Origin of the sequence: Tannerella forsythia 92A2 (assembly GCF_000238215.1) — a bacterium.
GTDB lineage: Bacteria > Bacteroidota > Bacteroidia > Bacteroidales > Tannerellaceae > Tannerella > Tannerella forsythia.
On record NC_016610.1, the window covers coordinates 1,696,380 to 1,721,744 of the forward strand.

22 protein-coding genes are annotated in these 25,365 nt (G+C 47.1%); 21 read left to right on the forward strand and 1 reads right to left on the reverse strand.

Going from position 1 to position 25,365, the window contains the following annotated elements; genetic code table 11:
* Nucleotides 1-85: 85 nt before the first annotated feature.
* A complete protein-coding gene (locus BFO_RS06955) occupies nt 86-1,030 on the forward strand; it encodes a ribose-phosphate pyrophosphokinase (protein ID WP_014224942.1) in 945 nt (314 codons plus the stop codon).
* 88 nt (nt 1,031-1,118) lie between these two features.
* Entirely contained in the window at nt 1,119-1,460 is a 342-nt protein-coding gene (locus BFO_RS06960) for a cupin domain-containing protein (RefSeq protein ID WP_014224943.1), read from the forward strand.
* A 20-nt stretch (nt 1,461-1,480) separates the two neighbouring features.
* Here BFO_RS06960 and mnmA read toward each other — a convergent pair whose 3' ends face one another.
* Nucleotides 1,481-2,545 (reverse strand): tRNA 2-thiouridine(34) synthase MnmA, encoded by a 1,065-nt coding sequence (mnmA, locus tag BFO_RS06965; protein WP_041591187.1) that lies wholly within the window; start codon nt 2,543-2,545, stop codon nt 1,481-1,483.
* Nucleotides 2,546-2,975: 430 nt separating this feature from the next.
* Between mnmA and BFO_RS06970 the strand changes: the two genes are divergently transcribed.
* From BFO_RS06970 to BFO_RS07060, 19 genes are all read left to right on the forward strand, one after another.
* Nucleotides 2,976-3,593: a TetR/AcrR family transcriptional regulator gene (locus BFO_RS06970; protein ID WP_014224945.1), complete on the forward strand. Its 618-nt coding sequence runs from the start codon at nt 2,976-2,978 to the stop codon at nt 3,591-3,593.
* Nucleotides 3,594-3,804: 211 nt separating this feature from the next.
* Nucleotides 3,805-6,153, forward strand: a complete 2,349-nt coding sequence (locus tag BFO_RS06975; protein WP_014224946.1) for an efflux RND transporter permease subunit — start codon at nt 3,805-3,807, stop codon at nt 6,151-6,153.
* Nucleotides 6,154-6,252: 99 nt separating this feature from the next.
* A complete protein-coding gene (locus BFO_RS06980) occupies nt 6,253-8,595 on the forward strand; it encodes a TonB-dependent receptor (RefSeq protein ID WP_014224947.1) in 2,343 nt (780 codons plus the stop codon).
* Nucleotides 8,596-8,669: 74 nt separating this feature from the next.
* Nucleotides 8,670-9,872 carry a hypothetical protein gene (locus BFO_RS06985; protein WP_244262892.1) on the forward strand — a complete coding sequence of 401 codons (1,203 nt, stop codon included), beginning with the start codon at nt 8,670-8,672 and terminating at the stop codon, nt 9,870-9,872.
* 362 nt (nt 9,873-10,234) lie between these two features.
* Nucleotides 10,235-10,966 carry an L-2-amino-thiazoline-4-carboxylic acid hydrolase gene (locus BFO_RS06990; protein WP_014224950.1) on the forward strand — a complete coding sequence of 244 codons (732 nt, stop codon included), beginning with the start codon at nt 10,235-10,237 and terminating at the stop codon, nt 10,964-10,966.
* A 173-nt stretch (nt 10,967-11,139) separates the two neighbouring features.
* The gene (locus tag BFO_RS06995) at nt 11,140-12,585 is read left to right on the forward strand and encodes a C69 family dipeptidase (RefSeq protein ID WP_014224952.1); all 1,446 of its coding nucleotides are present in this window, start codon (nt 11,140-11,142) and stop codon (nt 12,583-12,585) included.
* A 248-nt stretch (nt 12,586-12,833) separates the two neighbouring features.
* The gene (locus BFO_RS07000) at nt 12,834-13,562 is read left to right on the forward strand and encodes a nitroreductase family protein (RefSeq protein WP_014224953.1); all 729 of its coding nucleotides are present in this window, start codon (nt 12,834-12,836) and stop codon (nt 13,560-13,562) included.
* A gap of 39 nt (nt 13,563-13,601) precedes the next feature.
* Entirely contained in the window at nt 13,602-14,390 is a 789-nt protein-coding gene (locus tag BFO_RS07005; protein ID WP_014224954.1) for an outer membrane lipoprotein-sorting protein, read from the forward strand.
* 77 nt (nt 14,391-14,467) lie between these two features.
* The gene (locus tag BFO_RS07010) at nt 14,468-14,878 is read left to right on the forward strand and encodes a four helix bundle protein (protein ID WP_014224955.1); all 411 of its coding nucleotides are present in this window, start codon (nt 14,468-14,470) and stop codon (nt 14,876-14,878) included.
* On the forward strand, nt 14,875-16,119 hold the full coding sequence (locus BFO_RS07015) for a DUF1302 family protein (RefSeq protein WP_014224956.1): 1,245 nt from the start codon (nt 14,875-14,877) through the stop codon (nt 16,117-16,119). The genes BFO_RS07010 and BFO_RS07015 overlap by 4 nt, the downstream gene beginning before the upstream one ends.
* A 199-nt stretch (nt 16,120-16,318) precedes the next feature.
* Complete coding sequence (locus BFO_RS07020) at nt 16,319-16,957, forward strand: DUF6796 family protein (RefSeq protein WP_014224957.1); 639 nt, start codon at nt 16,319-16,321, stop codon at nt 16,955-16,957.
* 9 nt (nt 16,958-16,966) lie between these two features.
* Entirely contained in the window at nt 16,967-17,530 is a 564-nt protein-coding gene (locus BFO_RS07025) for a methyltransferase family protein (RefSeq protein ID WP_014224958.1), read from the forward strand.
* A 337-nt stretch (nt 17,531-17,867) separates the two neighbouring features.
* Nucleotides 17,868-20,213 (forward strand): TonB-dependent receptor, encoded by a 2,346-nt coding sequence (locus BFO_RS07030; protein WP_014224959.1) that lies wholly within the window; start codon nt 17,868-17,870, stop codon nt 20,211-20,213.
* 50 nt (nt 20,214-20,263) lie between these two features.
* On the forward strand, nt 20,264-21,493 hold the full coding sequence (locus BFO_RS07035) for a hypothetical protein (RefSeq protein WP_155642564.1): 1,230 nt from the start codon (nt 20,264-20,266) through the stop codon (nt 21,491-21,493).
* A gap of 119 nt (nt 21,494-21,612) precedes the next feature.
* Entirely contained in the window at nt 21,613-22,434 is an 822-nt protein-coding gene (zupT, locus tag BFO_RS07040) for a zinc transporter ZupT (RefSeq protein WP_014224961.1), read from the forward strand.
* 210 nt (nt 22,435-22,644) lie between these two features.
* Complete coding sequence (locus BFO_RS07045; protein WP_208854686.1) at nt 22,645-23,127, forward strand: SRPBCC family protein; 483 nt, start codon at nt 22,645-22,647, stop codon at nt 23,125-23,127.
* Nucleotides 23,128-23,157: 30 nt separating this feature from the next.
* Nucleotides 23,158-23,949, forward strand: a complete 792-nt coding sequence (locus BFO_RS07050; RefSeq protein WP_014224963.1) for a class I SAM-dependent methyltransferase — start codon at nt 23,158-23,160, stop codon at nt 23,947-23,949.
* Nucleotides 23,950-23,964: 15 nt separating this feature from the next.
* The gene (locus tag BFO_RS07055; RefSeq protein ID WP_014224964.1) at nt 23,965-24,585 is read left to right on the forward strand and encodes a class I SAM-dependent methyltransferase; all 621 of its coding nucleotides are present in this window, start codon (nt 23,965-23,967) and stop codon (nt 24,583-24,585) included.
* Between the two features lie 78 nt (nt 24,586-24,663).
* Nucleotides 24,664-25,317 carry a class I SAM-dependent methyltransferase gene (locus BFO_RS07060; protein WP_014224965.1) on the forward strand — a complete coding sequence of 218 codons (654 nt, stop codon included), beginning with the start codon at nt 24,664-24,666 and terminating at the stop codon, nt 25,315-25,317.
* Nucleotides 25,318-25,365 lie beyond the last annotated feature (48 nt).

Sequence of the window (25,365 nt, forward strand, 5' to 3'; positions counted from 1 at the left end):
AAGGGTTTTTTCCATAAACAGACCCGTTATTTCGGAATAAGTTCCTACTTTTGTACGATATTACTTTTAAATAAAATTCGATCTGATGAGTGCACATACTCCTTTTGCTGTCTTTTCGGGAACAAACTCCCGTTATCTTGCAGAGAAAATCTGTAATAGTCTGGGTTGTTCGATGGGACAGATGAATATTGAACATTTCTCCGACGGTGAGTTTTCCGTCTCATACGAAGAAAGTATCCGTGGCAAAGACGTGTTTTTAGTACAATCTACATTCCCCAATGCGGACAATCTGATGGAACTCCTGCTGATGATGGATGCAGCCAAACGTGCTTCAGCACATTCGGTCATTGCCGTCATTCCGTATTTCGGATGGGCACGTCAAGACCGGAAAGATAAACCGCGCGTCTCCATTGGGGCGAAAATGATTGCGGATTTGTTGAGTGTGTCCGGTCTGGATCGGCTCATCACGATGGATTTGCATGCGGATCAGATTCAAGGTTTCTTCAATGTGCCAGTCGACCATCTGTACGCCTCATCCGTATTTCTTGACTACATCAAAGCGCAGCTCCCGCTCGATAACCTCGTGATGGCCACCCCTGATGTAGGCGGCACGAAACGTGCCAGCAGCTATTCGAAATTTCTTGAAATACCGATGGTCATCTGTTATAAGAAACGACTTAAAGCCAATGAGATTGCCGACATGAGGATCATCGGTGATGTAGATGGCAGAGATGTGCTGTTAGTCGATGATATTGTCGATACCGCCGGAACGATTACGAAAGCCGCCGATCTGATGATGCAAAATGGAGCGAAATCCGTGCGGGCAATGGCAAGCCATGCCGTAATGTCTGACCCTGCTACGATGCGTATTGATCAGTCGTCGTTAAAAGAAATGATTTTCACCGATTCGATTCCCTATACGAAGAAAAGCGAAAAGATTACAGTACTGTCGGTGGCCGACATGTTTGCCGAAGCCATCCGGCGTGTGTGCCACGACGAATCGATCAGTTCGCTTTATGCTATCAAGTAACGGGCGGGGAACAGATGATTATGAGTTAAGTATGCTGACAGCTGACAACTGAATACTGACAACTGAAAAACAATGATCAAACAATGCCATGATTTTGGATTTTCCGAACATTAAAGAAGAACGGTTACCGCGTTTTAAAGGCGGTGAAAAGGAATATATCGCACGTATGTTTGTCGATGAGCATAACCGTATCATGTACGGCCGGCTTGAATCCGGCGCATCCATCGGCATGCATATGCACGATACGAGTAGCGAAACTATTTATGTCCTGCAAGGAAGCGGTAAGGTGTTGATCGACGACGGGGAAGAGAACGTGAGCGCAGGGCAGTGTCATTACTGCCCGAAAGGTCATGCGCACAGTCTTGTGAACGACAGTGATGCCGATCTGATCTTTTTTGCCGTTATCCCTCAACATGAAAGCGTAGGCTAAGCCTCCTGCTGTCACTTTTATCAGATAATCATTCCGCTCCCAATGCAGAGATGATGCTCCTTGTCGTATACGACAGCGAACTGCCCGGGCGCAATGCCCTGTATCTTGTCGTCGCTACGGATCGTATATAAGTCGCCGAAGCGACGAATATAGCCATGCGTGAACTCGGGTGTGTGACGAATCTTGAATGTGATTTCTTTCTCATCGTCGAACGTCCCCCAGATATCTTCGGTGATAAAATGGAAACCTTCCATACGAATCGTTTTGCCGTATTGTGTTTCCGGATCGTAGCCGTTCGAGACATAAATAATATTATCGTCCACATCTTTCCGGATCACGAACCACGGTCCTCCGCTCAATCCTAACCCTTTGCGCTGACCGATGGTGTGAAACCAGTAGCCTTGATGTTTACCGATCACCTTACCGGTTTCCAGTTCGATGATTTTCCCTTCACGACGGCCGAGATAACGCTCGATAAAATCGTTGTAATCAATTTTACCGAGAAAGCAGATGCCCTGACTGTCTCTGCGCTGTGCGCTCGGCAGGTTCTGTGCCGAAGCAATGGCACGCACTTCACTCTTCATCAGGTGGCCGATCGGAAACATCAGCTTGGAAATTTGCAGATTCGTGATCTGACCGAGGAAATCCGTCTGATCTTTCACGGGGTCTTTCGCTGTTGACAACCACGTCCGACCGTTGATCTCCGTTGTTGTCGCGTAATGTCCCGTAGCGATTTTGTCGAAATCTTTTCCCCATCGGTCTTCAAAGCATCCGAATTTGATGTAGCGATTGCACATCATATCGGGATTGGGAGTCAGGCCACGTTTTACGGACTCGATCGTATAGCTGACCACTTTGTCCCAATATTCGTCGTGAAGCGAAACCACCTCCATCCGGCAGCCGTATTTCTTTGCTATATATGTGGTCATTTCGATATCTTCTTCCGCCGGACAGTCGATGTATCCGTCCTTATCCTCCATCCCGATACGGATGTAGAAAATCGTCGGGTCGTAGCCCGCCTCTTTCAGCAGATGTACGACGACCGAACTGTCTACCCCTCCGGAAACCAATGCGACTATTTCCATACTCTTACCGATAACTTTTCCGCAAAAGTACAAAAAAGACATCTTTCGGACAACGAAACCGCTTCGTTCCTGCTTATTGGCATAGAGAATCCCCTCTTTGGGGGATTGCGGCGTTCCTTCGTTCGTCGTACCTTTGAAGCCGGATGAACAAGCGCAATCAACGACCATACACGCCATGCCCGTGGAGAGATGACGCACCTCACCGAAGCTCTTATTGCTTTGACTGCCCGCCATGGATTCGAACTGAAGGAGTTTAAGCGGCTCTTGCCGCATTATTCACGCTAAAACGAAGATTTCGTCTCCCTCCTGATGTTTTTCTCCCTCCCTAACAAAGGGGATATAGTCCTCAAAAATCCCCTTTTTTAGGGATTGTGAACACTGTTCATTTGGCGTAATTTTGCAATTGTAATTTTACTGTTTAAGTAGATAAATGGCACAAGTACAGAAAGAGGATATACGCCGTATCATTCTGCAAGCGGCACGGGGAGAGTTTCTGCAAAAGGGATTCAAAGATACTTCTATGCGTACTATCTCGAGACTGTCGGGGGTAACGCTTAGCAATATTTACAACTATTTCAGAGACAAGGACGAGATTTTCCGTGCGGTACTCACACCGTTGCTCAATGCTTTCGAGCAGTTGTTCGCCGAACACAACAGCGATGATTACATGAGTAAGGAATTTTTCTCAATGGACTCGCACCAGAAAAAGTTGATCGATGATTTTATGGTTATCCCGACGAATTACAGGACGGAGCTGAAAATATTGCTTTTCAATTCCGCGGGTTCGTCGCTCGAAAATTTCAGAGACACCTTTGTCGATCGGTACACGCAGGAGAGCCTGCGGTATATGAAATTAATGAAAGAACGATACCCTCATATCAAAGCCGACTTCTCTGATTTTTTCTTGCATTCGATGTGCTCACTTTGGCTGACGGTGATGGGCGAAATCGTAACGCACGACGAATTGACCGATGCCGATATCAAACAGTTTATTACGGAATACATCACTTTCGGTACTGCCGGATGGAAAGCTTTGATGAAGATATGAACAAAATATTTTTTTTGAACGAATTAGAACAATGTTCTTTAATAGGTATTGGGCGTTTGGTATTCGGTCTTGGGTGTGTTGTAGAGACGTAATTGCCGAGCAAGAGCAAATGGTTAGGGTAAAATTGTGTTTTTTACACCCCAACACCTAACCCCCAAAACCCAATACCAAACATAAATATAATTGAATTATTAATTAATAGACAATACAGATGAAAATAGAAAAGATCAACAGATGGTTTGCCCGTAGAGGCGAATGGATTGTAAAAAGACGATGGGTGGTAATAATCGGATTCATTGCTCTGTTTGCCGCAGGGTTCTATGGGCTTCGGTTTATGAAAATCAACGACTCGTGGGAGAGCTACTTCCTCGAAGACGACCCCGTACTGCTCAAGACAGAAGAGTTCAAAGCCGTATTCGGCAACGACAATTATGCTGCCGTATTGACCGATTGCGACAACACTTTTACCAAGGAAAATCTGGAACTCATACGCGAGCTGTCGAACGAGATGCTCGACAGTATGTCGTATGCCGACAAGATGACCTCTATCACCGACATCGAATTTATGATAGGCAATGAAGAGGGTATGTCTATCGAACAGATTGTGCCCGAAGAGATACCTTCCGACGAGGCAGGGCTTGCAGAGATACGCCGTAAGGCATTCCTCAAACCGTATATCGCCAACCGACTCGTATCGCAAGACGGCAGAAACACTTGGGTATTGCTCAAACTGCGTCCCTTCCCCGACGATTCGGTATGGTACAAGGGCAAAGGTTCGGTGCCTCCCGAGAACCTGACAGGTAGAGAATTGGAACACATCATAAGAAAAGACAAGTACAAGCCCCTCAACCCGAAAGGTATGGGACTTCCCTATCTTACCGACCAGAAGATGAAATGGATAGGCAAGGAGTTACCTCGTATTATGGGGCTGGCTATATTGCTGGCAATCGTAGTGCTGATATTTGCCACCAGATCGTTGAGGGGAGTCGTAGTGCCTGTCGTTACGGCAATAGGGTCTATCGTGATGTCCTACGGTATGCTCGGATATCTTCGTTTCTCGATAGACAGCGGTATGATGTTGATACCTATGTTGCTGGCTTTTGCCGTGGCGATAGCTTACAACATACACGTACACTCGTTTTTCAGGCGACGATTCCAGATGTACGGCAATCGTCGGCAGGCGGTCGTAGACACGGTAGGCGAGATGGGCTGGCCTGTACTGTTCAGTGCCCTGACTACGTTTGCCGCACTGCTGTCGTTCCTTACCATTCCTGCCACACCGATGCACTTTATCGGTATTGCTACTTCTACGAGCGTGATGCTTACCTTCCTGATTGCCGTAACCGTGATGCCTGCCGTCCTCAGCTTCGGCAAAGACCGCCAACCCGACCCCAAGATACAGGCAGCCGGAGGCGGATGGCTCGACCACCGTCTCGAAGCATTCGGTAATGTGGTATTGAATCGCGAGAAAGTGATATGGGGCATATTCATTGTCTTTACCGTCTTTATGATTTATCAGTTTACCAAGATAGAGACGGCATTCGATGTGGAGAGTTCGATGGGACGTAAAGTTCCTTATGTAAAAGAAATACTCGAAGCGAGTGAGACGGAGCTCGGCTCTATTTACTCGTACGATGTTATGATAGATCTGCCCGAAGACGGAGCCGCCAAGTCGCGCAAAACGCTGGTAGCCCTCGACTCATTGCAGAGATATGTCGATAAATATCCGTTGACCAAACGCAGCTCTTCGATATTGAACATACTCAAAGACCTCAATCAGACACTCAACAACGGCGATGCCGCCTACTATGCCATACCTGCAAACTCCGACGAGATAGCCCAACAACTGTTGCTCTACGAGAATGCCGGAGGCAGCGAAGCAGAGACGTGGATAGATTACGATTACCGACGGCTGAGGCTGCAGGTGGAGATGAATGCGTATAATTCGGGTGAAGCCGAAAGAGAGTTGAAAGACGTGGCGGAGGTAGCCGAAAAGTTGTTCCCCGATGCCAAAATCACTCCCGTAGGCTCTATGCCGCAGTTTACCGCAATGATGAACTATGTGGTACGCGGACAGATTACCTCCTTTGCCGTGTCGCTATTGATTATCGGAGTGCTGATGATGTTGGTATTCGGAAGCATTCGTCTTGGGCTTATAGGGCTTATTCCTAATATTATGCCTGCCATCACGGTAGGCGGTCTGATGGGTTGGCTCGGATATCCGCTCGATATGATGACGGCTACCATTATGCCGATGATACTCGGTCTGGCTGTCGACGATACCATTCACTTCATCAACCACGGACATCTCGAGTTTCAGCGTCAGCGCAACTATCGAAAAGCCACTCTCAGAACATTCCGTATAGTGGGTACTCCCATCTTGCTTACAAGTCTGGTCATATCCGCCAATTTTGCGATGTATATGACATCGAACGGACTTACCATAATACATATGGGTATACTGTCGGTGGCAGGTGTATTGACGGCTTTGTTAGCCGACTTGTGCATTACGCCGCTATTATTCCGCCGTTTCAGAATATTCGGTAAAGAAAAGAATTGAGGTAGGTGTTAGGGATTGGGTATGGGGTTGTTCTTGCCTAATACCCAACACCTAATATCTCTTAAAAATAAACAGCGTAATAATATGTATATATAGAATATGAACGCAACAATCAGAACAATTGCCGCAGTGGCTGCTTTCATCATATTGACGACCGCCGCACAGGCACAGACAGCAGGTATCAGAGGTGTTGTCGTCGACGATGCGAACGAAGAGCCGCTGATAGGTGCAAACATATACATCGAGCAACTTCGGCAGGGCGATGCGGCAGGGAGTAACGGCGAATTCGCCTTCTCGGGACTTGCGGCAGACACGTATACTGCCATCGTATCGTATATGGGCTATCGTACACGGACGGAGAAGATTACACTGCGCGAGGGCGAGACACGACAGATAAAGATACGTCTCCAAGCTGAGTCGAAGTCGCTCGGAGAGGTCGTCGTAACGGCAAAGGGCGAAGCCCGAATACTACGCGAACAGGCTATGCCTATCTCGGTCATATCGATGAATCAGCTTAGCGGAACGGTCAATAGTATTGTCGATGTGCTAAACAAAACGGTAGGTGTTACCCTGCGTTCGTCGGGCGGAGTAGGTGGAGCTACACGCCTCTCGGTGCGCGGGCTGGAGGGCAAACGCATAGGATTCTTCATCGACGAAACGCCTTTGAACGACAATACCGATTTTATCGACATCAACGATATACCTATCGATATGATAGACCGTATCGAGGTGTACAAAGGCGTAGTACCTGCCAAATTCGGCGGCTCGGCAATGGGGGGTGCCGTCAATATAGTCCTCAAAGAGTACCCTGACCGTTATGCCGATGCAAGTTATGCTGTCGAATCGTTCAATACTCATAAGATACAGACCGTTGTCAAAAGAAACATTAAGGAAAAAGGTATCGTATTCGGTGTAGGAGGAGGATATACATATTCCGACAACGACTACGTTATGGAGCTGTCGCACCTGAATAATATAAAGGTGAAACGCAATCACGACAAGTATAAAAAGCTGTTGTTGGGCGGGTCGTTGAAAGCTAAAAAATGGTGGTTCGACGAGGTAGAGTTCGAGCCCGTATTTGTCGGTACATACAGAGATATTCAGGGCATAGAGACCGACATACGCGAGGCATTCATAAAGTCGCGTGCGTACATTCTTGCCAATACTCTGAAAAAAGATAATTTCCTAATCGAGGGGCTCGACCTCGATATGTCTACTTCTGTGGCTTACACCGACTATAATCTTGTCGATACGGCAAAGCAATGGTATGACTGGAACGGCAATGCTTATCCGTCCGTATCTCCGTATGGGGGAGAGTTGGGCAACAGGTACGCCTCCGACGCCCGAAACAAAAAGTTTACGATATTAAACAAGCTGAATCTGGAATATCTCATAGGCAAGCAACATACCATCAACTTCAACTCGTACTTTGCTTTTGCCGACGGATATCCCAAAGACGATATGCGGGAGCTCAGCATAGGCAAAAAGGCGGTGTTCGACTCCAAAATGCGAAGTTGGACAGGAGGGCTTACTTACGATTTCCGTAGCGTAGACGACCGTTTCCTCAACTCGCTGACCGCTCGTTATTATCTTTATACGATGAATACACGCAGCGCCAGCATATTCGGATTGGGCGATAAGGACGTGAATCTGAACAAGAGCGACTTCGGTATCAACGACGCTTTGCGTTATCGTTTTATGCCCGACCTGATGGGGAAACTGTCGGCGGGTTACGACGTGCGGATACCGTCCGAGACCGAGTTGCTGGGCGACGGATATACCATATCGCCGTCGGAGGCGCTGTTGCCCGAACGCAATACGAGCGTCAACATCGGTATGCTGTACGACCTGACGGGCAAAAAGCCGAGCAACCTGCAAATAGAGATAAACGGATTCTTTATGTATCTGCAGAATATGATACGTTATACGAAAGGTATTATAGGGGCACAGTATCAGAATTTCGGAGAGATGCGTACGATAGGAGTAGAAGCCGAAGTGAAAGCCGATATTACTCATTGGTTATACGGATATGCCAATGCTACGTTTCAAGACCTCCGTGATGCACGACGATACGAAGAGAACAGCTCTGTCCCAAATCCGACGAAGGGGTTGCGTATGCCCAATATTCCGTATCTGCTTGCCAATGCAGGACTGGAGTTTCATACGGAGAATATCTTTGGAGGCAAGGGGCAAAATACCCGTATTTTTGCCGACATATCGTTTGTGGAGGAGTATTTTTACGATTTCGAGATGGCTGCCGGACAGCGGCGTATCCCACGCAGTACGACGATAGACCTCGGCTTCGAACACAGTTTTTTCAACAACAGTCTTTTTATTTCCGGAAAAATAAAAAACCTGACCGGTGCACGCGCGTTGTCCGAATTCAACCGTCCGCTACCGGGACGTAGCTTCGGCATAAAAATAAGATACGTGCTTAAATGATACGTTTTTAGATAATTAGATAACAATAAATCATTTTATAAATAAATTTTTAATCAAGTAATATGTGTAAAAAAATGTTTTTAGCGGCTTGTATTGCCGCAGTAGTGATGACGGGTTGCAAAAAAGACACTCCGAATGTACCCGATGGAGGCAAAGGTAAATTTTTAATTGAGACCACCGTTAAGAATCCTGAAGGTATGAGCGGTTCGTCGTTCTTACAGCTGGTTCCCGATATATCTGGGAGTATCGATAATTCCAACGCCATTCCGTTGGGCTTTTCGAGTCCGGTAATGGTCGTAGACAACAGCGTGTTTATTTTCCCCACTATGGGCAAAGATGCCGACAATAACATAAAGCGCTATACCTACAACCTCTCGGCACAGAAGCTCACCGATATGGTGAAAATGGACGTGCCGGCAAACACAATGCCTATCAATATTATTAAAGTAACCAATCGGAAAGCCTATGTGCCGTTCTACACTTTGGGCGTGGTGTGGATTGTCGATATCGAGACGATGCAGAAGACGGGCGAGATAGACCTTAAACCTTATTCGCACAAAGACTCAAGCCCCGAGCCTGCTTTCGGTATCGTACGCGACGGACTCTATTACCTGCCACTCGACCAGATTAACGAAAACTTTATGCCTTACGAAGATTATCGTCAGGTAGATGTGGCTGTAATCGATACGAAAACAGACAAGGTACAGAAGATTATATCCGAAAAGACATCGAAGCTCTCTTTCCCGACAAGACCTATGTTGAGGAATATGATTTTCACCGACGAGCACAACGATATCTATATTGCCTGCACGGGCAATTTCGGACTTAACCCGACGTATCTCAATAACGGTTTCGTCTGTATCCCTGCGGGAAGTACCGAATTCGACGTATCGAAATCGTGGGATATAAAGGATAATGTGATAATCGGCACCGACGAAAACTACAAACCAGCCTCGATATTCAACTGCAAATATATAGGCAACGGTAAGGTAGCCGCCTATGTCAATATCATAGAATTGAACGGCGAAAATCCGTATACCTCGAAAAACAGTATGGCTGTAATTATAGATATGAAAGCTAAGACGATTACCAGAGTGAAAGGTGTCCCGTTGAGCGATAGCCATAGCGTGGTAGTGGAATTCTATAACGGTCAGGTTTTCTTTGGAGCTTACGGCGACAAGCAAGCAGGCTTCTTCACATACAACCCCGCAGACAGCGAGGCAAAACACGTATGCACCACAACGGGTAATCCTATCGATCTCTATATTTTCAAATAAAAGGTTATTGGGTGTTTGGGTATTGATATACCGTATATACGCTCATATTGGGCGTATATACAACCCAATACCTCTATGCCGAAAGTTGCATTAGTTTTTGAATAATAAAAGGTTAGATATATGTACACGAAACAAAAATATAATACCGATGTTCTCTGTCACCGTTCGATACGGTTGTGCGGATAGTTGGCTTTGTCTACAAAGCATTTTATGCGTGAGTTCTTACGAACGGAGCGGTTGGATTGTCTGGACGGAAAAACGTTTCCCCTGCCCCAAAACAACCCCAAAATCGTAGGAGCCTCGATACGCTCTGACGAACATACGAGATTAATTAAACATAAAATTAAAAGAAGGAGAATACTATGATAAAAACGAATGATTTTACGGATTATTACACGAAGCAACACGCGAATATGATAAAGCAGTTCGAGCAATGGTTTCGGTGTGTACGAAAAAGTGCCGCTCCGTACATAACGCCCGAGCAGTCGGAGAGGGTACACGAAATCGCTTTGAAAGAATACGAGACGCTTATCCCCGAAATACCTTATATCGGCGGTAAGAAAGTAGCCGGTACACGCAATCTGGTAGGCAGTGTCATACTGCTTGCATATATCAGAGCGTTCGAAAAAGAAGGGCTCTCGGAGCGAGTCATCGGCGAAATCGTTTATAAAAGTTTCGACGCTTTTTTTGCTCGAATTCCAGCCGTATTCGGCACCCTTGCGGGAAAACTGATGTTCGTGCCGTGGTATGTAAAAAAGCGTAAAAAGACGATGGAACGTGTTGCCGCCTTGTCATATACGGAAGGCTTCGTTTCCAGTTTTGTGCCTTGTGTCGACGGTAGTTTCGTTTTCGGACAGGATGTGTCGGAATGTGCCATTCACAAATTCTACGTAAAGCACGGTGCTCGGAAATATGTGCCATATCTTTGTTTGGGCGATTATCCGATGTTTCGCAGACTGAATATAGGATTTTTCAGAACCAAAACGATAGGGCACGGAGATGCCGTATGCGATTTTCGTTTCAAAAAGGGGAAAACCGAAAGCGGCTGGCCTCCCGAGAATCTGGCTGAATGGCAGGGAAGTAGGGAAAACTGAGGTAGCTGTGAGAAATGATATTGAGCACTGCTGGGAGAATGATGGAAAAATGTTGGTTGACAATATCGAACCGTTATCGCAATGTGATTTTACACGAAGATATCGTAATACCGAATCATTTCCACACAGTTACACAAAACATTAAAATAAATAACAAATAAAATTTTATAGATATGAATAGTAAAAAGATTAACGAAAAAGGAAGCATTTATCCGTCGGAATGCACGACCGTGATAGTCGGCAATAAGATGACAGACGACGGTTCGATGATTGTGGCACGGTCTGAGGACTGGAATACTATGTTTGCCAAAAACTTGGAGATTTACGAAGACACTGCCGAAGGTCCCGAGACATTCGTTGCCCGCGACAGCGCCTTTCGCTGCGAGCTGCCACGTGAGGCACTCGGCTATACGGCGTTAGCTCCGTATCATCTGCCGGGGCACTGGGGCAGTGCGGGCTTCAACACGGCGGGCGTAGGTATGAGTGCCACTGAGAGTATCTTCAGCAACGAGAAGGCTCTGCAAGCCGACCCGCTTGTCGAGGACGGCGTTGCCGAAAACTCGGTATTCAATATCGTGTTGCCGTACGTACGCACGGCACGTGAAGGGGTGCGGCGTCTGGGAGAACTTATCGAACGCCACGGAATAGCCGAAGGATTCGGTATCGGCTTCGTGGACGATAGCGAGATATGGTATCTCGAGACCGCTTGCGGACATCGCTGGCTGGCTTGCCGTATGCCCGAAGACAAGTACTTCGTGACAGGCAATCAGAGTCGTTTCCGAAAGTACGACCCCAATGATACGGAGCACTATATGGCGTCTGCCGACTTGATAGAGTTTGCCCGCGAGCACGGACTGTACGACCCCGCCAAAGGAGAGTTCGACTTCCACGAAGCTTATGCCCGCGACATAGAGCTCGACACCACCTACAATTATCCCCGCGTATGGGGATTGCAGGCGATGTTTAGCCCGCAGATAAAGAACGACGTGGCACGCAACACATTCCCTGTATTTGCCGAAGCCTCCAAGCCGCTGAGCCTCGACGACATACGACGTGCATTCCGTTTCCATTACCAAGGTACCGAGCACGACCCCTATCTGCACCGCAACCCGAAGGAGAAGTACCGCCCTGTATCTATCTTCCGTACCACGCAGACACATATCCTACACGTACGTCCAGAGCTGCCGCAGGCTATCGGGCGTGTCGATTATATGTCTATGGGAATGGCTGTGCTGGGGGTATTCTTGCCACTGTATCAGGGGATAACGTCGTACCCCGAGGCGTACACGAAGGGAACCAACCGTTCGAGTGCAGACTCTGCCTATTGGAAGTTCCGTAAGGTGCAGACATTGGGAATGGTCGATTTTAATCGCTATGCTCCGCTCATTCAGAGCACATACTCGCGTTTCGAAGCCGAGACGGCACAGCGGCAATGCGAGATGGAAGAGCAGTATTTGCAGATATACAAGGCACAGCCTATACGTGCACGTGAGTTGCTGCAATCGTTTTCCGACAAGATGCTCGAAGCGGCTCTCGACGTAACGGACAAGCTGACCGAGAAGTTGTTTACCTGTCTTGCCGAAGATATTCAGGCAGAATACCGCTTTGCCGGAGCGTGATTTCATAGCGACCACCTCTTGCGGTGAAAGGTTTTAATCGCAAAGTAAGCAAAGGAATATACAAAGTACGCAATAAATATGGATAGAATGAAAATAGAAAAATCTTGCAACCACTGCGAAACCCTTTGTATTACTTGCGATAGGAGAAAAAATAAAAACACTAACGGGGATTCCATAGATACGCCCCAATGGGCGTATCTACAACCCAATACTTTAGATTAGATTACATAAAAACAAGAAGAATAATTATGAACCTTGAAGAAATATTGAATCATCGCCGTGCTGTGCGTAAATACAGCACAACAGAGCTTATCGACACCGAAAAGGTTCGTCGATGTCTGGAGCTGGCTCTGCTTGCCCCGACAAGCTCGAATATGCAGCTTTTCGAGATGTATCACATTACCGACGGAGAACTCCTGAAGAGGTTAGCTGTTGCCTCGCTTGACCAGCAGTCGGCAACCACCGCTCAGGAGATGGTTGTCTTCGTGGTACGCCGCGACCTGTATCGGCAGCGGGCAAATACCGCTTTTGCTTTCGAAAAAGGAAATGTCGGTCGCAACAGCCCTACCGAAAAACAGGCTAAACGTATCCGTCTGTGGGATTCTTACTATAAAAAGCTGATACCTTTTCTTTATGCCCGCTGCTTCGGTCTGTTGGGACTGTTCCGAAAACTGTTGGTGTCGGTCGCAGGGCTTTTCCGTCCCATCATACGCCAGGTCTCCGAAGGAGATATACGTGTCGTTGCCCATAAGAGTTGTGCCTTAGTGGCTCAAACTTTTATGTTGGCGATGTCGGAACAGGGCTACGATACCTGTCCGCTGGAAGGGTTCGACAGCCTTCTGGTGAAGCGTATCTTGCGACTGCCCTGTTCGGCGGAAATCAATATGATTGTCTCGTGCGGTATCCGTACGGCAGGCGGCGTATGGGGCGAACGTTTCAGACAACCGTTCGAGACGGTATATAAACGAAATATATAACAATTCAATAGCATTTATAATTTAATACATAAAAATAATATGAACACAACAATCAGAACAATTGCCTCGGCGGTACTCATCACATTGGCAACCGCTGCACAGGCACAGACGGGGCGAGACATCGCCCAGAAGGTAAAAGACCGTCCCGATGGCGACACACGTCGGTCGGAAATGGTAATGAAACTCGTCAACAAGCGAGGCAGCGTACGCGAGCGTAAACTCGTCTCTTACTCTATCGATGTGGGTAAGAACAAAAAAGACCGTAAATCGATGATGTTTTTCAGCTATCCGGGCGATGTCAAAGGCACGGGCTTCCTTACGTGGGACTACGACCAGGTGGGCAAGGACGACGACAAATGGCTCTATCTGCCGGCAATGAAGAAGACACGACGCATCAGCGGCTCGTCGGCAAAGACCGACTATTTTATGGGCAGCGACTTCACCTACGACGATATGGGCAGCCGCAACGTGGACGAAGACACGCACAAGCTGCTCGGCGAAGAGACCGTCGACGGATACAAGTGCTGGAAGCTCGAGTCGACGCCGAAAGACAGTCGCGATATCTATTCCAAGAAGATAGCGTGGATACGTCAAGACTGCCTTATACCCGTCAAAGTGGAGTATTACGACAAGATGAACAAGTTGCACCGCAGGCTCGAGATATCGGATATACGGCAGGTCGACGGTTTCTGGACAGCTGCCAAGATGCAGATGACCAACGTGCAGACCGAGCACCAGACCATTCTCGAAATCAACAACCCGAAATACAACGTCCCCCTCGAAGAGGCGAAATTCAACGTAACGACGCTGGAGAAAGGAAGTTTTTGAGCTGGTATTGGGTGTTGGGTTTTAGGTATTAGGCTACCCTGCACCCAATCTCCAAAACCTAACACCTAAATTAAGTTATGCGTAAATTCAAAGAGTTACAGATTTGGCAATTAGGAATAGAAATAACCAAAGCCATTTATAAGATAGCAGAGAAATTGCCGAAAGAAGAGCGGTTCGGCATACGCAGTCAGATGACACGTGCTGCAGTTTCTATTCCAACTAATATTGCAGAAGGCAGCAGTCGGCAAAGCGATGTCGATTTCAGGCGTTTTCTGGAAATAGCCTTGGGCTCGCTGTACGAACTGGAAACACAATTAATTGTGCTTAAAGAACTATCTATAATAGATAACAAAGAATTGGATCCTATCTTTGAGATAATAGAACAGGAAAGCAAGATGATAAACCGCTTTATGTCGAAGGTAAAAACCTTTTCCAATTCTCCAACACCTAAACCCCAACACCTAACACCTAAAACCCAACCAAAATGAAACATCATACAATCATCCTTCTGTTTGCCCTATTATATGCGGCAATATCGACACACGCACAGACCTACGAAGAAAGTATCTGGCGTATCAAAGGTTTTGTAGATACGTATCACGCTATGCGTACCGACGAACCTAACAACCTGATGAGCTCACGCACTCGTGTACGCGGCGAGATAGGACGCGACTTCGGGCGGTCGTCGCTCTTCGTCTCGTTCAACGCAACGTACAATGCTCTGCTGAAAGCCCGTACCGGCTTCGAACTGCGTGAGGCGTACCTCGACCACCGCGGCGACCACTGGGGACTGCGTGCCGGACGGCAACTCGTCATCTGGGGAGCAGCCGACGGCGTACGTATCACCGACCTCGTCTCTCCGATGGATATGACAGAGTTTCTGGCACAAGACTACGACGACATCCGTATGCCTGTCAATGCCTTGCGATTCTTCGTCTTCAACGACAAGATAAAGCTCGAAGCCGTAGCCGTGCCTACCTTCGAGGGATATGTGTTGCCTGTAGACGCCTCCAATCCGTGGAGTGTGTTGCCGACAGACTCACCGCTGCCGGTCGTGTGGGACGACAAGGGCAGTCGTCCTGCATTCCGCCTCTCGAACTTCGAATACGGCGGTCGTTTGAGCTTCACTCTGCCAGGTATCGACTTCGCTCTGGCAGGGCTGTATACGTGGAACAAGATGCCTGTATTGCAATATAAACCTTCGATGACCGAAATCACCGTCTCGCCGCAATACTACCGTATGGGTTTTGTCGGCGGCGATGTGTCGAAGCCGCTCGGGCAGTTCGTGCTGCGGGGCGAAGCGGCGTACAACATCGACAAGCATTTCAGCTACACGATGGAGGCAGCCGGTGTTCCGCAACGAGGCTTCAACTCGCTCAACTGGTTGGTGGGCGTCGATTGGTATGCTCCGCACGAGTGGACGTTGTCGGTGCAGTGCTCTTCGGAGCATATCTTCGGGTACGAAGACATTATCTCACAGCAACCCAACGGCACGCTGGCGACGCTCAACGTATCGAAGAAGCTGTTCAACAGCACGCTGCAGCTCTCCGACTTCACCTATTTCGACATCGACAACAAAGGCTGGTTCAGTCGCTTTGCTGCCGACTATGCTCTGAGCGACCAGATACATCTGCTGGCGGGCTTCGACTGGTTCGGCGGCGACAAAGGCATCTTCGGTACTTACCGAAACAACTCCGAAGTATGGATAAAGGCGAAGTATAGTTTTTAGGGGAGTTTTTGGGTGTGTCTGCCCTTGCGTTTTTTGCGGTTAAAAAGACATAGACCGCAAAGAGAGGGAAAGTGTCCTGTGTGATTTTAACATTTTTCTCCTCATAAATAGGTAGTATTATAGGTAAAAATACTTACTTTTAGGGATTGTGGGCTGTGTTCGTTTATTATAATTTTGTAACTAAAAAAATGTATAAAATATGGATAAAAGAATCAAGTTGACAGGATACATCGGAATTGTGGCGAGTTTGCTGATGTTCACTGGCGATATGCTGCTTTACTTTACAACGGAGAATTTCGCCAATAGGCACGACGAATTGCTGCTATCGATGGGCAGTGTCTCTTTCGGGCGATTGGTAGCGGGCGGTTTGCTAGGTCCCCTGCCTGCGCTGCTGTACATCGTGGGAGCGTATCATCTCTACCTCCGCACCCAGAAGCCTTATCGGCGTTCTGCCCGGGTGATGTTTGCCATCTTTGCTGCAGGTTGGATGGTGGACGGAGCTTATCATGGCTTTTTCCCTGCCTTCGGCATTGTTTCGGCACAAGGACATCCCGAACTTATCAAGCCGCTTGCAGAATATGCTGGCTATCTGGGTATGCTCTTATTTGGGCTGATGGCGGCGGGCTGGACGATATTTACTGTCATGACGCTGCGTCGCCGGAACGATTATCCTCTGTGGATACTTCTCTTCAACCCACTATTTACAATGTGGCTCAACTTCGTGTGGGTGGAACTTCCGGCACCTTTCCAGGTCTTGATTGCCGGAGGATGGTACAACCTGGTCCATACACTCTTTTTTGCCGCATCGTTATTATCATTAAAGAAATCAATCAAATAATATAAACATATGGAACTCTCTTTTTTCACAACATTCGAGATAGGGTGGCTGAATGGATGGGTACCGTCGTTCGCTATGTTGCTGGTGCAAATTATTTTTATGATGCTCTTTCCCCAAGGGGGCAAACGGGCAGTCGATACGTCGTGGTACACCCCTCGGGATCGCCGATATGCACTTCTGAGTTCGGCGGCTCAGGCAGCAGTGTTGATCGTATCCGTTTTTGCGCCGTTTAAGTTCGGGACGGCTTGGTTTACTGTCGGTACGATCGTTTATCTGATCGCTTTTGCATTGTTCATCTGGTCTTTCTTTTCGTATAAAGCGGGGAAACCGGGTGAAACGATTCAGGGAGGCATCTACCGTTACTCGCGCAACCCGATGTATTTCTTCTTCATGCTCGGCATGCTGGGCGTGTGTATCGCTACGGCTTCGTTGTGGCTGTTGATTGTCATGCTACCGTTTGCTGTTTTTACGCATGGCATTATCCTTGGCGAAGAGCGTTATTGCGAAGCCACTTACGGCGAAAGCTACCGGAAATACAAGGCCTGCACGCCTCGCTATTTTTTAATTGTATAAGGTATTATAGGTTTTGGGTGTTAGGCATTGGGTTGTAGGGGCGAACTCTTGTGGTCGCCCAATAGAAACAGGGTACGTAGGGGCGTATCAACATACGCCCAAGATATACAGAATAACGAATATAAAAAGAACAAGCATTATGAGTATTACAAATTTTATTAACAGTGAGGCAAGTACCATCGTACAAGGTGTGAATGGTATACGCTTGTGTCAAGAATCGTGGATGATCGAAAGATCCATTAAACAGACAGAACGTCGCAAACCTGCCGTGCAGTCAGGAGGGAAGCGTACAGCAAAGAATAGAGCGTGTTACTTATAAAGACAGAGCGGTGCATAGATGAAACATAAAATACTTTTTACGCTGAGTATTTTGCAGGTTTGCCTCTGCATGGCTTTGCCCTCTTGGGCGCAGACGGCGCGTATTACCGGTGTGATAATTGATGCCAAGAACGAAGAACCGCTTATCGGTGCCAGCATCTATATCGAGCAATTGAAGCGTGGTGACGCAGCCGGACAGAACGGCGAATTCACCCTTAACGGACTGGCCGCTGGGAGTTACGAAGCCGCCATTTCATATATGGGGTACCATACGCAACATGAGAGAATTACGCTACGTGAGGGTGAGACGAAAAAGTTGATCGTGCGTTTGAAAGCCGAGACCCAGTCGCTCGGAGAGATAACCGTTACTGCTAAAAGCGAAGCTCGCAAGCTACGCGAGCAGGCGATGCCCGTTACAGTACTTTCGGCTGCTCAGCTTGCCGGATCGGTAAGTGATGTAACAGATATTCTCAGTAAGACGATGGGGGTCACCATTCGTACGCAAGGCGGTGTGGGCAGTGCATCGCGGTTATCCGTACGCGGATTGGAAGGTAAACGCATAGGTTTTTTTATTGATGATGCACCAATGAATGAACATTCTGATTTTATCGATATCAATGATATTCCCATCAGTCTGATTGATCGCATCGAGATTTATAAAGGCGTAGTACCTGCTAAATTTGGAGGTTCGGCTATGGGAGGGGCTGTGAATGTAGTATTAAGGGAATATCCGCCGCGTTATTTAGATGTTTCATATGCGATGGAATCATTCAATACACATAAGGCTACAGCTGTTGTAAAGCGTAACTTGCCTGAGCCCGGCATTGAATTTGGAGGCGGTGGCTTTTACACTTATTCCGACAATAATTATACGATGGAATCCCCTTATCATAAGGGGTTGATCATTCAGCGTGATCACGATCGTTTTGAAGCTATCGCAGGAGCGCTCGGCATAAAAGCGCGCAAATGGTATTTTGATGAATTAAAAATTACATTGGAAGGGATTAAAAACAGGAAACAGATACAGGGGATATTTGCGAATATACAGCATGCACATAGTAAGTCGATGGCTGGTGTAATGGAAACTGAATTGAAAAAGAAAGATTTTCTTGCCGCCGGATTAGACTTGGACTTCAGTGGTGCAGCAGCATTTACGCGTTTCAACTATATCGATACGGCGATGCACCGTTATAATTGGCAGATGGAACCTTATGTACCTGTACATCCTTTGGGGGGGGAAACGGGGATAGCTCCGTCAAACAGTACGATTGATAAGATTCATATTGTTACAAAGCTCAATCTGAATTATATTCTCTCGGAGCGACATGCATTCAATCTTCATATCTCGCAAGTCTATGCGCACGGGAATCCAGTAGATACACTGAAAGATCGCGCTCTCGGATACAAGACGAACTTTGACAGTAAAATGAACAGCTTGGTGGCAGGTGTGAGCTATGATTATAAGTCACCTGACGACCATTTGCTGAACTCTCTTACGGGCAAATATTATTTCTATTCGATGGAAACGAAGCTGCGTGAGTTGACCGGGTCGCACAAGGAGATTCCCGTCAACTTGAAGAAGCACTATTGGGGCATCAGCAATGCGTTACGTTACCGATTCACTGAAGAACTGATGGGCAAGGTCTCTGCGGCTTACGAGGTGCGAACTCCTACCGAAAGCGAGCTGATAGGCGACGGATATCTGGTAGCGCCTTCGGGCGATCTATTGCCCGAGCGGGGAATGAACATGAATATCGGAGCTATTTGGGATAAAAAAGTTTCTCACGGCATGTTTCAGATCGAAGTCAACCTTTTCGGGAACTATTTGAAGGACATGGTCCGCCAGACCCGAAATATTATTCAGACACAGTACGAGAATTTCGGTGAAATGCGTTCGCTTGGAGTCGAATCCGAAGTAAAAGCAGATATGCTCTCGTGGCTTTATGGCTATGCCAACATTACATTTCAAGACTTGCGCGATACCCGTAAATATGAACCCGATAGTGAGGTCCCCAACCCGACCAGAAGACTGCGGATGCCCAATATTCCCTATTTGATGGCTAATGGCGGACTTGAATTTCATAAAGAAAATCTTTTCGGTGTACGTAATACCAATACCCGTCTTTTTACTGACGCTTCATTTGTGGAAGAGTATTTTTACGATTTTGAACAGAGTATCTATCAGGAACGTCGCATCCCGCGTTCGTTTCGCGTAGATGTGGGTGTCGAATACAGTATGTTTGGAGGTACTTTGATAGTATCAGGGAAGTTAGGTAATGTCACCGGTGCAAAGCTCTTCAGTGAGTTTAATTATCCGCTACCCGGACGCACGTTTTCGGTACGTCTGCGGTATGTCTTGAAATGAAAAAAGAACAATTAATTCATGGATTTTTAATTAATAAAGAATGTATCAAAATGAAAACAAGTAAATTATTTCAATGGGTGGGGCTTATCTGCTTTACTGGTTTAACGCTGATGGGCTGTGAAAAGGATGGACCTTCCGTTCCGGCCGGAGGTAAAGGTGATCTTGCTGTTGTTTCCATGCTTACCAATGCCGACGGACAATCTGGTACAGCATGGCTGCAACTTATAAAAGGCATCTCTTTAAAAACGGTCGATAATTCGCCGGCATACCAGATCGGTTTTGGTATGCCTCCAATGGCCGTGATGGGAAATGACATCTTTACGATGCCCGACTATGGGCAATCGAACACATTCCAGAGATGGACACGCAACGCAGATGGTATGCTTGCAAAAGGAGCGAGCCTCGAACTGCCGGTAAACAGTTTTGCTACACATGGTGTGATCTTCTCAAAAGAAAAAGCTTACCTCGCTACTATGACTGGGAAAATATTGATATTTAACCCTTCGGAAATGACGTTAACCGGTTCGATAGATATTAGTTCCTATGCTGCCGAGGGAGTAGCCGTCCCTTATAGCGGTTCGATGTTTATCGACGGAGAGACGATGTACGTTCCTTTATGGCAGGTGAATTCGCAGCGTCAACCCATAGGAGCCCCCTTAATCGATATGTTGATTATTGATGTGAAGACAGATAAAGTGCTTAAACATATTCAGGAAAAAAAATCAGGACTTACCAACGCGGGTTATCCGTACGGCATACAGAAGAATGTCTTTAAGGATGAGAAAGGTGATATTTACTATGTGGCCGGAGGATCGTTCTCAGTTAATCCGGAATACAAGACAGGTATTCTCCGCATAAAAAAAGGTACGCAGGAGATAGATACGGATTATAATTGGGTATTTAACGATCAATTTATAGAAGGTGAAACGGGAAAAGCACAATGGCTGGTTTCTGTGCATTATCTTGGTAACGGAAAACTCTATGGAATGATGGACATTCCTAACTACTGGGCGGACCCGAAAAAAAACAACTGGCTGCGCGACCGTTCAGTGATCTCGGTCGAAATTGATATCTATGCTAAAACAGTGAAGAGATTACCTATTCCGAATACCTGCTGTTATGCAACGCATATAGCACCGTATGATGATCTGCTGCTCTTCTCCGTATGGGGAGAAAAGAGCTCGGGATTTTACACCTATGATCCCAAAACAGGGAAAACAAGTTCCGAGGCCGTGATCAAGATGTCCGGTTTTCCGTTCTGGTGTTATCAGTTTAAATAGAGTGATGAGGTGATGGTATATGATTTAAGGTGAAAAGATAGGGTTTCTTGTGACAGAAATATAAACCGCCAGATTGCAAAGAATATGCCAAGTGCGCAATAGATTAAAGATAAAAGACAATGGATAAACAGCTTTTTTTTGCATTTCTGCTGACACTTCTTGCCGGTATCTCTACCGGTATAGGCAGTGCCATTGCGTTTTTTGCCAAACGCACGCATACTTCGTTTCTGTCCGTTTCGCTGGGTTTCTCGGCGGGTGTGATGATTTACGTTTCGTTCATGGACTTGATGCCCAATGCCGTCACTTGGCTCTCGGAAATTCACGGTATACAGAAAGGCATTCTTTATGCTGCACTCTCTTTCTTCACCGGCGTACTGCTTATCCTGCTTATCGATAAACTGGTGCCCGACCGGGAGAATCCGCACGAGATGCGACGGGTCGAAGCGATGGAACACATCGGCGGGATCGGAAAAGGTACACGCCGACGCCCGAACCTGCTCCGTACGGGACTGATCACAGCATTGGTGTTGGGTATCCATAACTTCCCCGAAGGGATGGTTACCTTCCTTGCCGGACTGAAAGATATAAACATTGCCATACCGATTTCGATTGCCATCGCCATCCATAATATCCCCGAAGGTATCTCGGTTTCGGTGCCGATCTATTATGCCACCGGCAACCGTAAGTATGCTTTCTGTCTTTCCTTCCTTTCCGGTCTGGCCGAACCCGTAGGAGCGTTTATCGGCTATCTGCTGCTTGCCCCCTACCTTAACGATCAGATATTCGGACTGATTTTCGGAGTGATTGCCGGCATCATGGTCTTTATCTCGCTCGACGAACTGCTGCCTGCAGCCGAAGAATATGGCAAGCATCACCACGCCATCTACGGATTGATCGCGGGAATGGCTGTCATGGCTGCCAGCCTGATATTGTTGGTATAAGGCAATTTTTTTTGAGGTCCTCTTTTTTATATGATGATGAAAAAATCGACCGATTATGAATTGTATTGTTGGTGACTTAGTTAAATGTCAGCGTATGACAAAGAAACGATAAATTATGTGATTATGATACTCAAAAAACAGACATTGCCATTATTGCTTGGCTTTATGATTACTTTTAGTATGAATGTAAACTCACAAAACAATAACCGTATGATGGAACTTCGCGATTCGATAACGATAAACACGACGATTGCTGCTGTCTCCGACTGGTTCGAGAACCTCGACACCAATTTTGTCCGCTGGAATGTCCGCCACAAAGAATTTAAGTACCTTACGGGAGGTAGGGCGGTAGGCGACAAAGTATATTTCGCGCAATGCGTCGAAGGGGTTTGGTACAAAGTAAAAGCCGTCATCACCGAGAAGCAGATGGACGACAACCTGTTCAACCTTACCGTGAAATCGACAACAGGCTTGGGTGTCATTACTTTTAGGGCAGAGAAGCAACCCGACGGCTCGGTGCTCTTTACGCATATCGAGAGCTTCGGAGCTCGAAGGTCGTTCTTCGGCAACTTTGTTAACTGGCTGTTTTTTAAAGCGTTTTTCCCAAAGCAGGCAAACTGGGAACTGATAAAGCAGGATATGCAGGAAGACGACCGAAACCTGAAACGAATACTCGAAAAGTCTGATTTGTAGCTTGTTTTTTAATAAATTTATTCGACAGTTATGATTGAAACAGAAAAAACGAATTATGGGAATTGGATACCGCGAACGTTTATGACGTTGTGTTATTCGGCAGTTGCTCTGCTTCTGGCGATAGGGCTCGGTTTGTTCTTCGCCTCTGTCGGTACGGTGGTGTTGTGGCTGGTAGGCGTTGTATTGCTCTTAGCGTTGTTGTTTACGCTGTATATGCAGGTGTGTCGTTGGCTTTTCTCGTTTACGGGCAGAGGGTTGATGGGTAAGTTCCACGAATACCTGTTGGCACATCTCGATTGGGACGGACACGGACAAATGCTCGACATCGGTTGCGGGGCGGCGGCACTCACCATCAGGTGTGCTCATACATATCCTCAGGCACAGATAACTGGCATCGACTATTGGGGAATCGGGTGGAATTACGCCAAAGAGCAGTGCGAACGAAATGCGGCGATAGAAGGCGTTGGCGAGCAGACAGTCTTTCGGAAAGGCGATGCGGCGAAACTTGATTTTGCCGATGGTACGTTCGATGCCGCAGTGAGCAATTTTGTTTTTCACGAAGTACGCACACAGCCCGATAAGCATCTGGTTGTACGTGAAGCATTGCGTGTGGTACGCAGTGGCGGATCGTTTGCGTTTTTAGACCTCTTCGGGCAGAAGCAGCTCTATGGCGATATGACGGCTTTTGTGGCACAACTCAGAAAGGAAGGTATCTCCGAGATTCATTACATTGCCAACGTAGAAAAACAACCGTTTATGCCTGCGTTTCTACGTACGCCTTGGATGATGTACGGAGTGGGACTTATCTATGGGAAAAAATAAAATTGAAATAACAGTATGTTTAATAGAATAATCGGAAACACACGAAAGCCCGAGAGTAACTTCTGGGGACGAATGATGCTTCGGGGAATGAATTGGGGGCATAACGCGATGGCTGTGTGGTGTATCGATAAATGTATAAAACCGCAGGGCAACGAAGATATTCTCGATGTCGGTTGCGGTGGTGGGCGGAATATTGCCCATTTCCTGAAACGTACCGAGGGCAGGGTTTACGGTATCGATTACTCGCCCGAGAGTGTAAAGAAATCGATAGAAGTAAATCACCATGCGATAGCACAGAAGCGGGCGGAAATATACGAAGCAAATGTATCGGCAATACCTTTCGATGACGGAATGTTTGATATTGTTACCGCTTTCGAGACCATCTATTTTTGGAATAATATCGACGTTGCTTTCCGTCAGGTAAGCAGAGTGTTGAGGAAGGGAGGACGGTTCGTCGTTTGCAACGAATTGGCATCTCCAAAGGGGAACGAATTGTGGATGAGGTCGCTTAATATGCCTATCTACACCGTCGAGGAGATAGAACAGCTGATGCTTGCCAACGGGTTCGGTACGGTAGAGAGCTTTCGCCGCCACAGGTTGCCGCATATCGTAGTTATTGGAACTAAAAAATCATAATACGGAACAATATTGCACACACTCAAAGTAAAATACAAATCTGTATGGGTTATATCTTCCTCAAAAAAATGACAAACAATGCAAAGGAATGCCTATAAGAAACGAATGAAACACTACGACGACGTACTGACGGGACGCCGCTGGTGGTCGCATATTTATATGAAATACCTTTGGCGGACGGACGATAACGCCATTGCCCGTGAGGTGCTGGCGATGATTCCCGACGATTTTCGGGGGAAAGTACTGGATGTGCCCGTAGGTACGGCTGTTTTTACCGCCGAGAAATACCGTCGGATGACCGATGCTGAAATCGTAGGGCTGGATTATTCGCAAGAGATGCTTGCCATTGCCGGCGAACGTGCTGCTCAGATGCAGCTCCGCAACCTCCGTCTCGAACAGGGCGACGTGGGCAAGCTGCCTTACCCCGACGAGAGCTTCGACTGTGTCTTGTCGATGAACGGTTTCCACGTCTTTCCCGACAAGCCGAAAGCGTTTGCCGAAACTTTCCGCGTGTTGAAGGCGGGAGGGCTTTTCTGCGGATGTTTCTACATCACGGGGCAGCGTCCGTGTGCCGACCGTTTTGTACGCCACGTACTCGACCGCAAAGGGTTGTTCGTGCCGCCCCACCTTACCCGAACCGAAGCCGAAGACCTGCTCTGTGCCTTCTACGGCGACAACGTAGCCGTGCGTAACGAACACTCGATACTGATTTTTAAAGCAAGAAAACCATAGTGTCACTTGCGGAGAAAAAATATACGGAACGATTTTTTACTGAAAAAT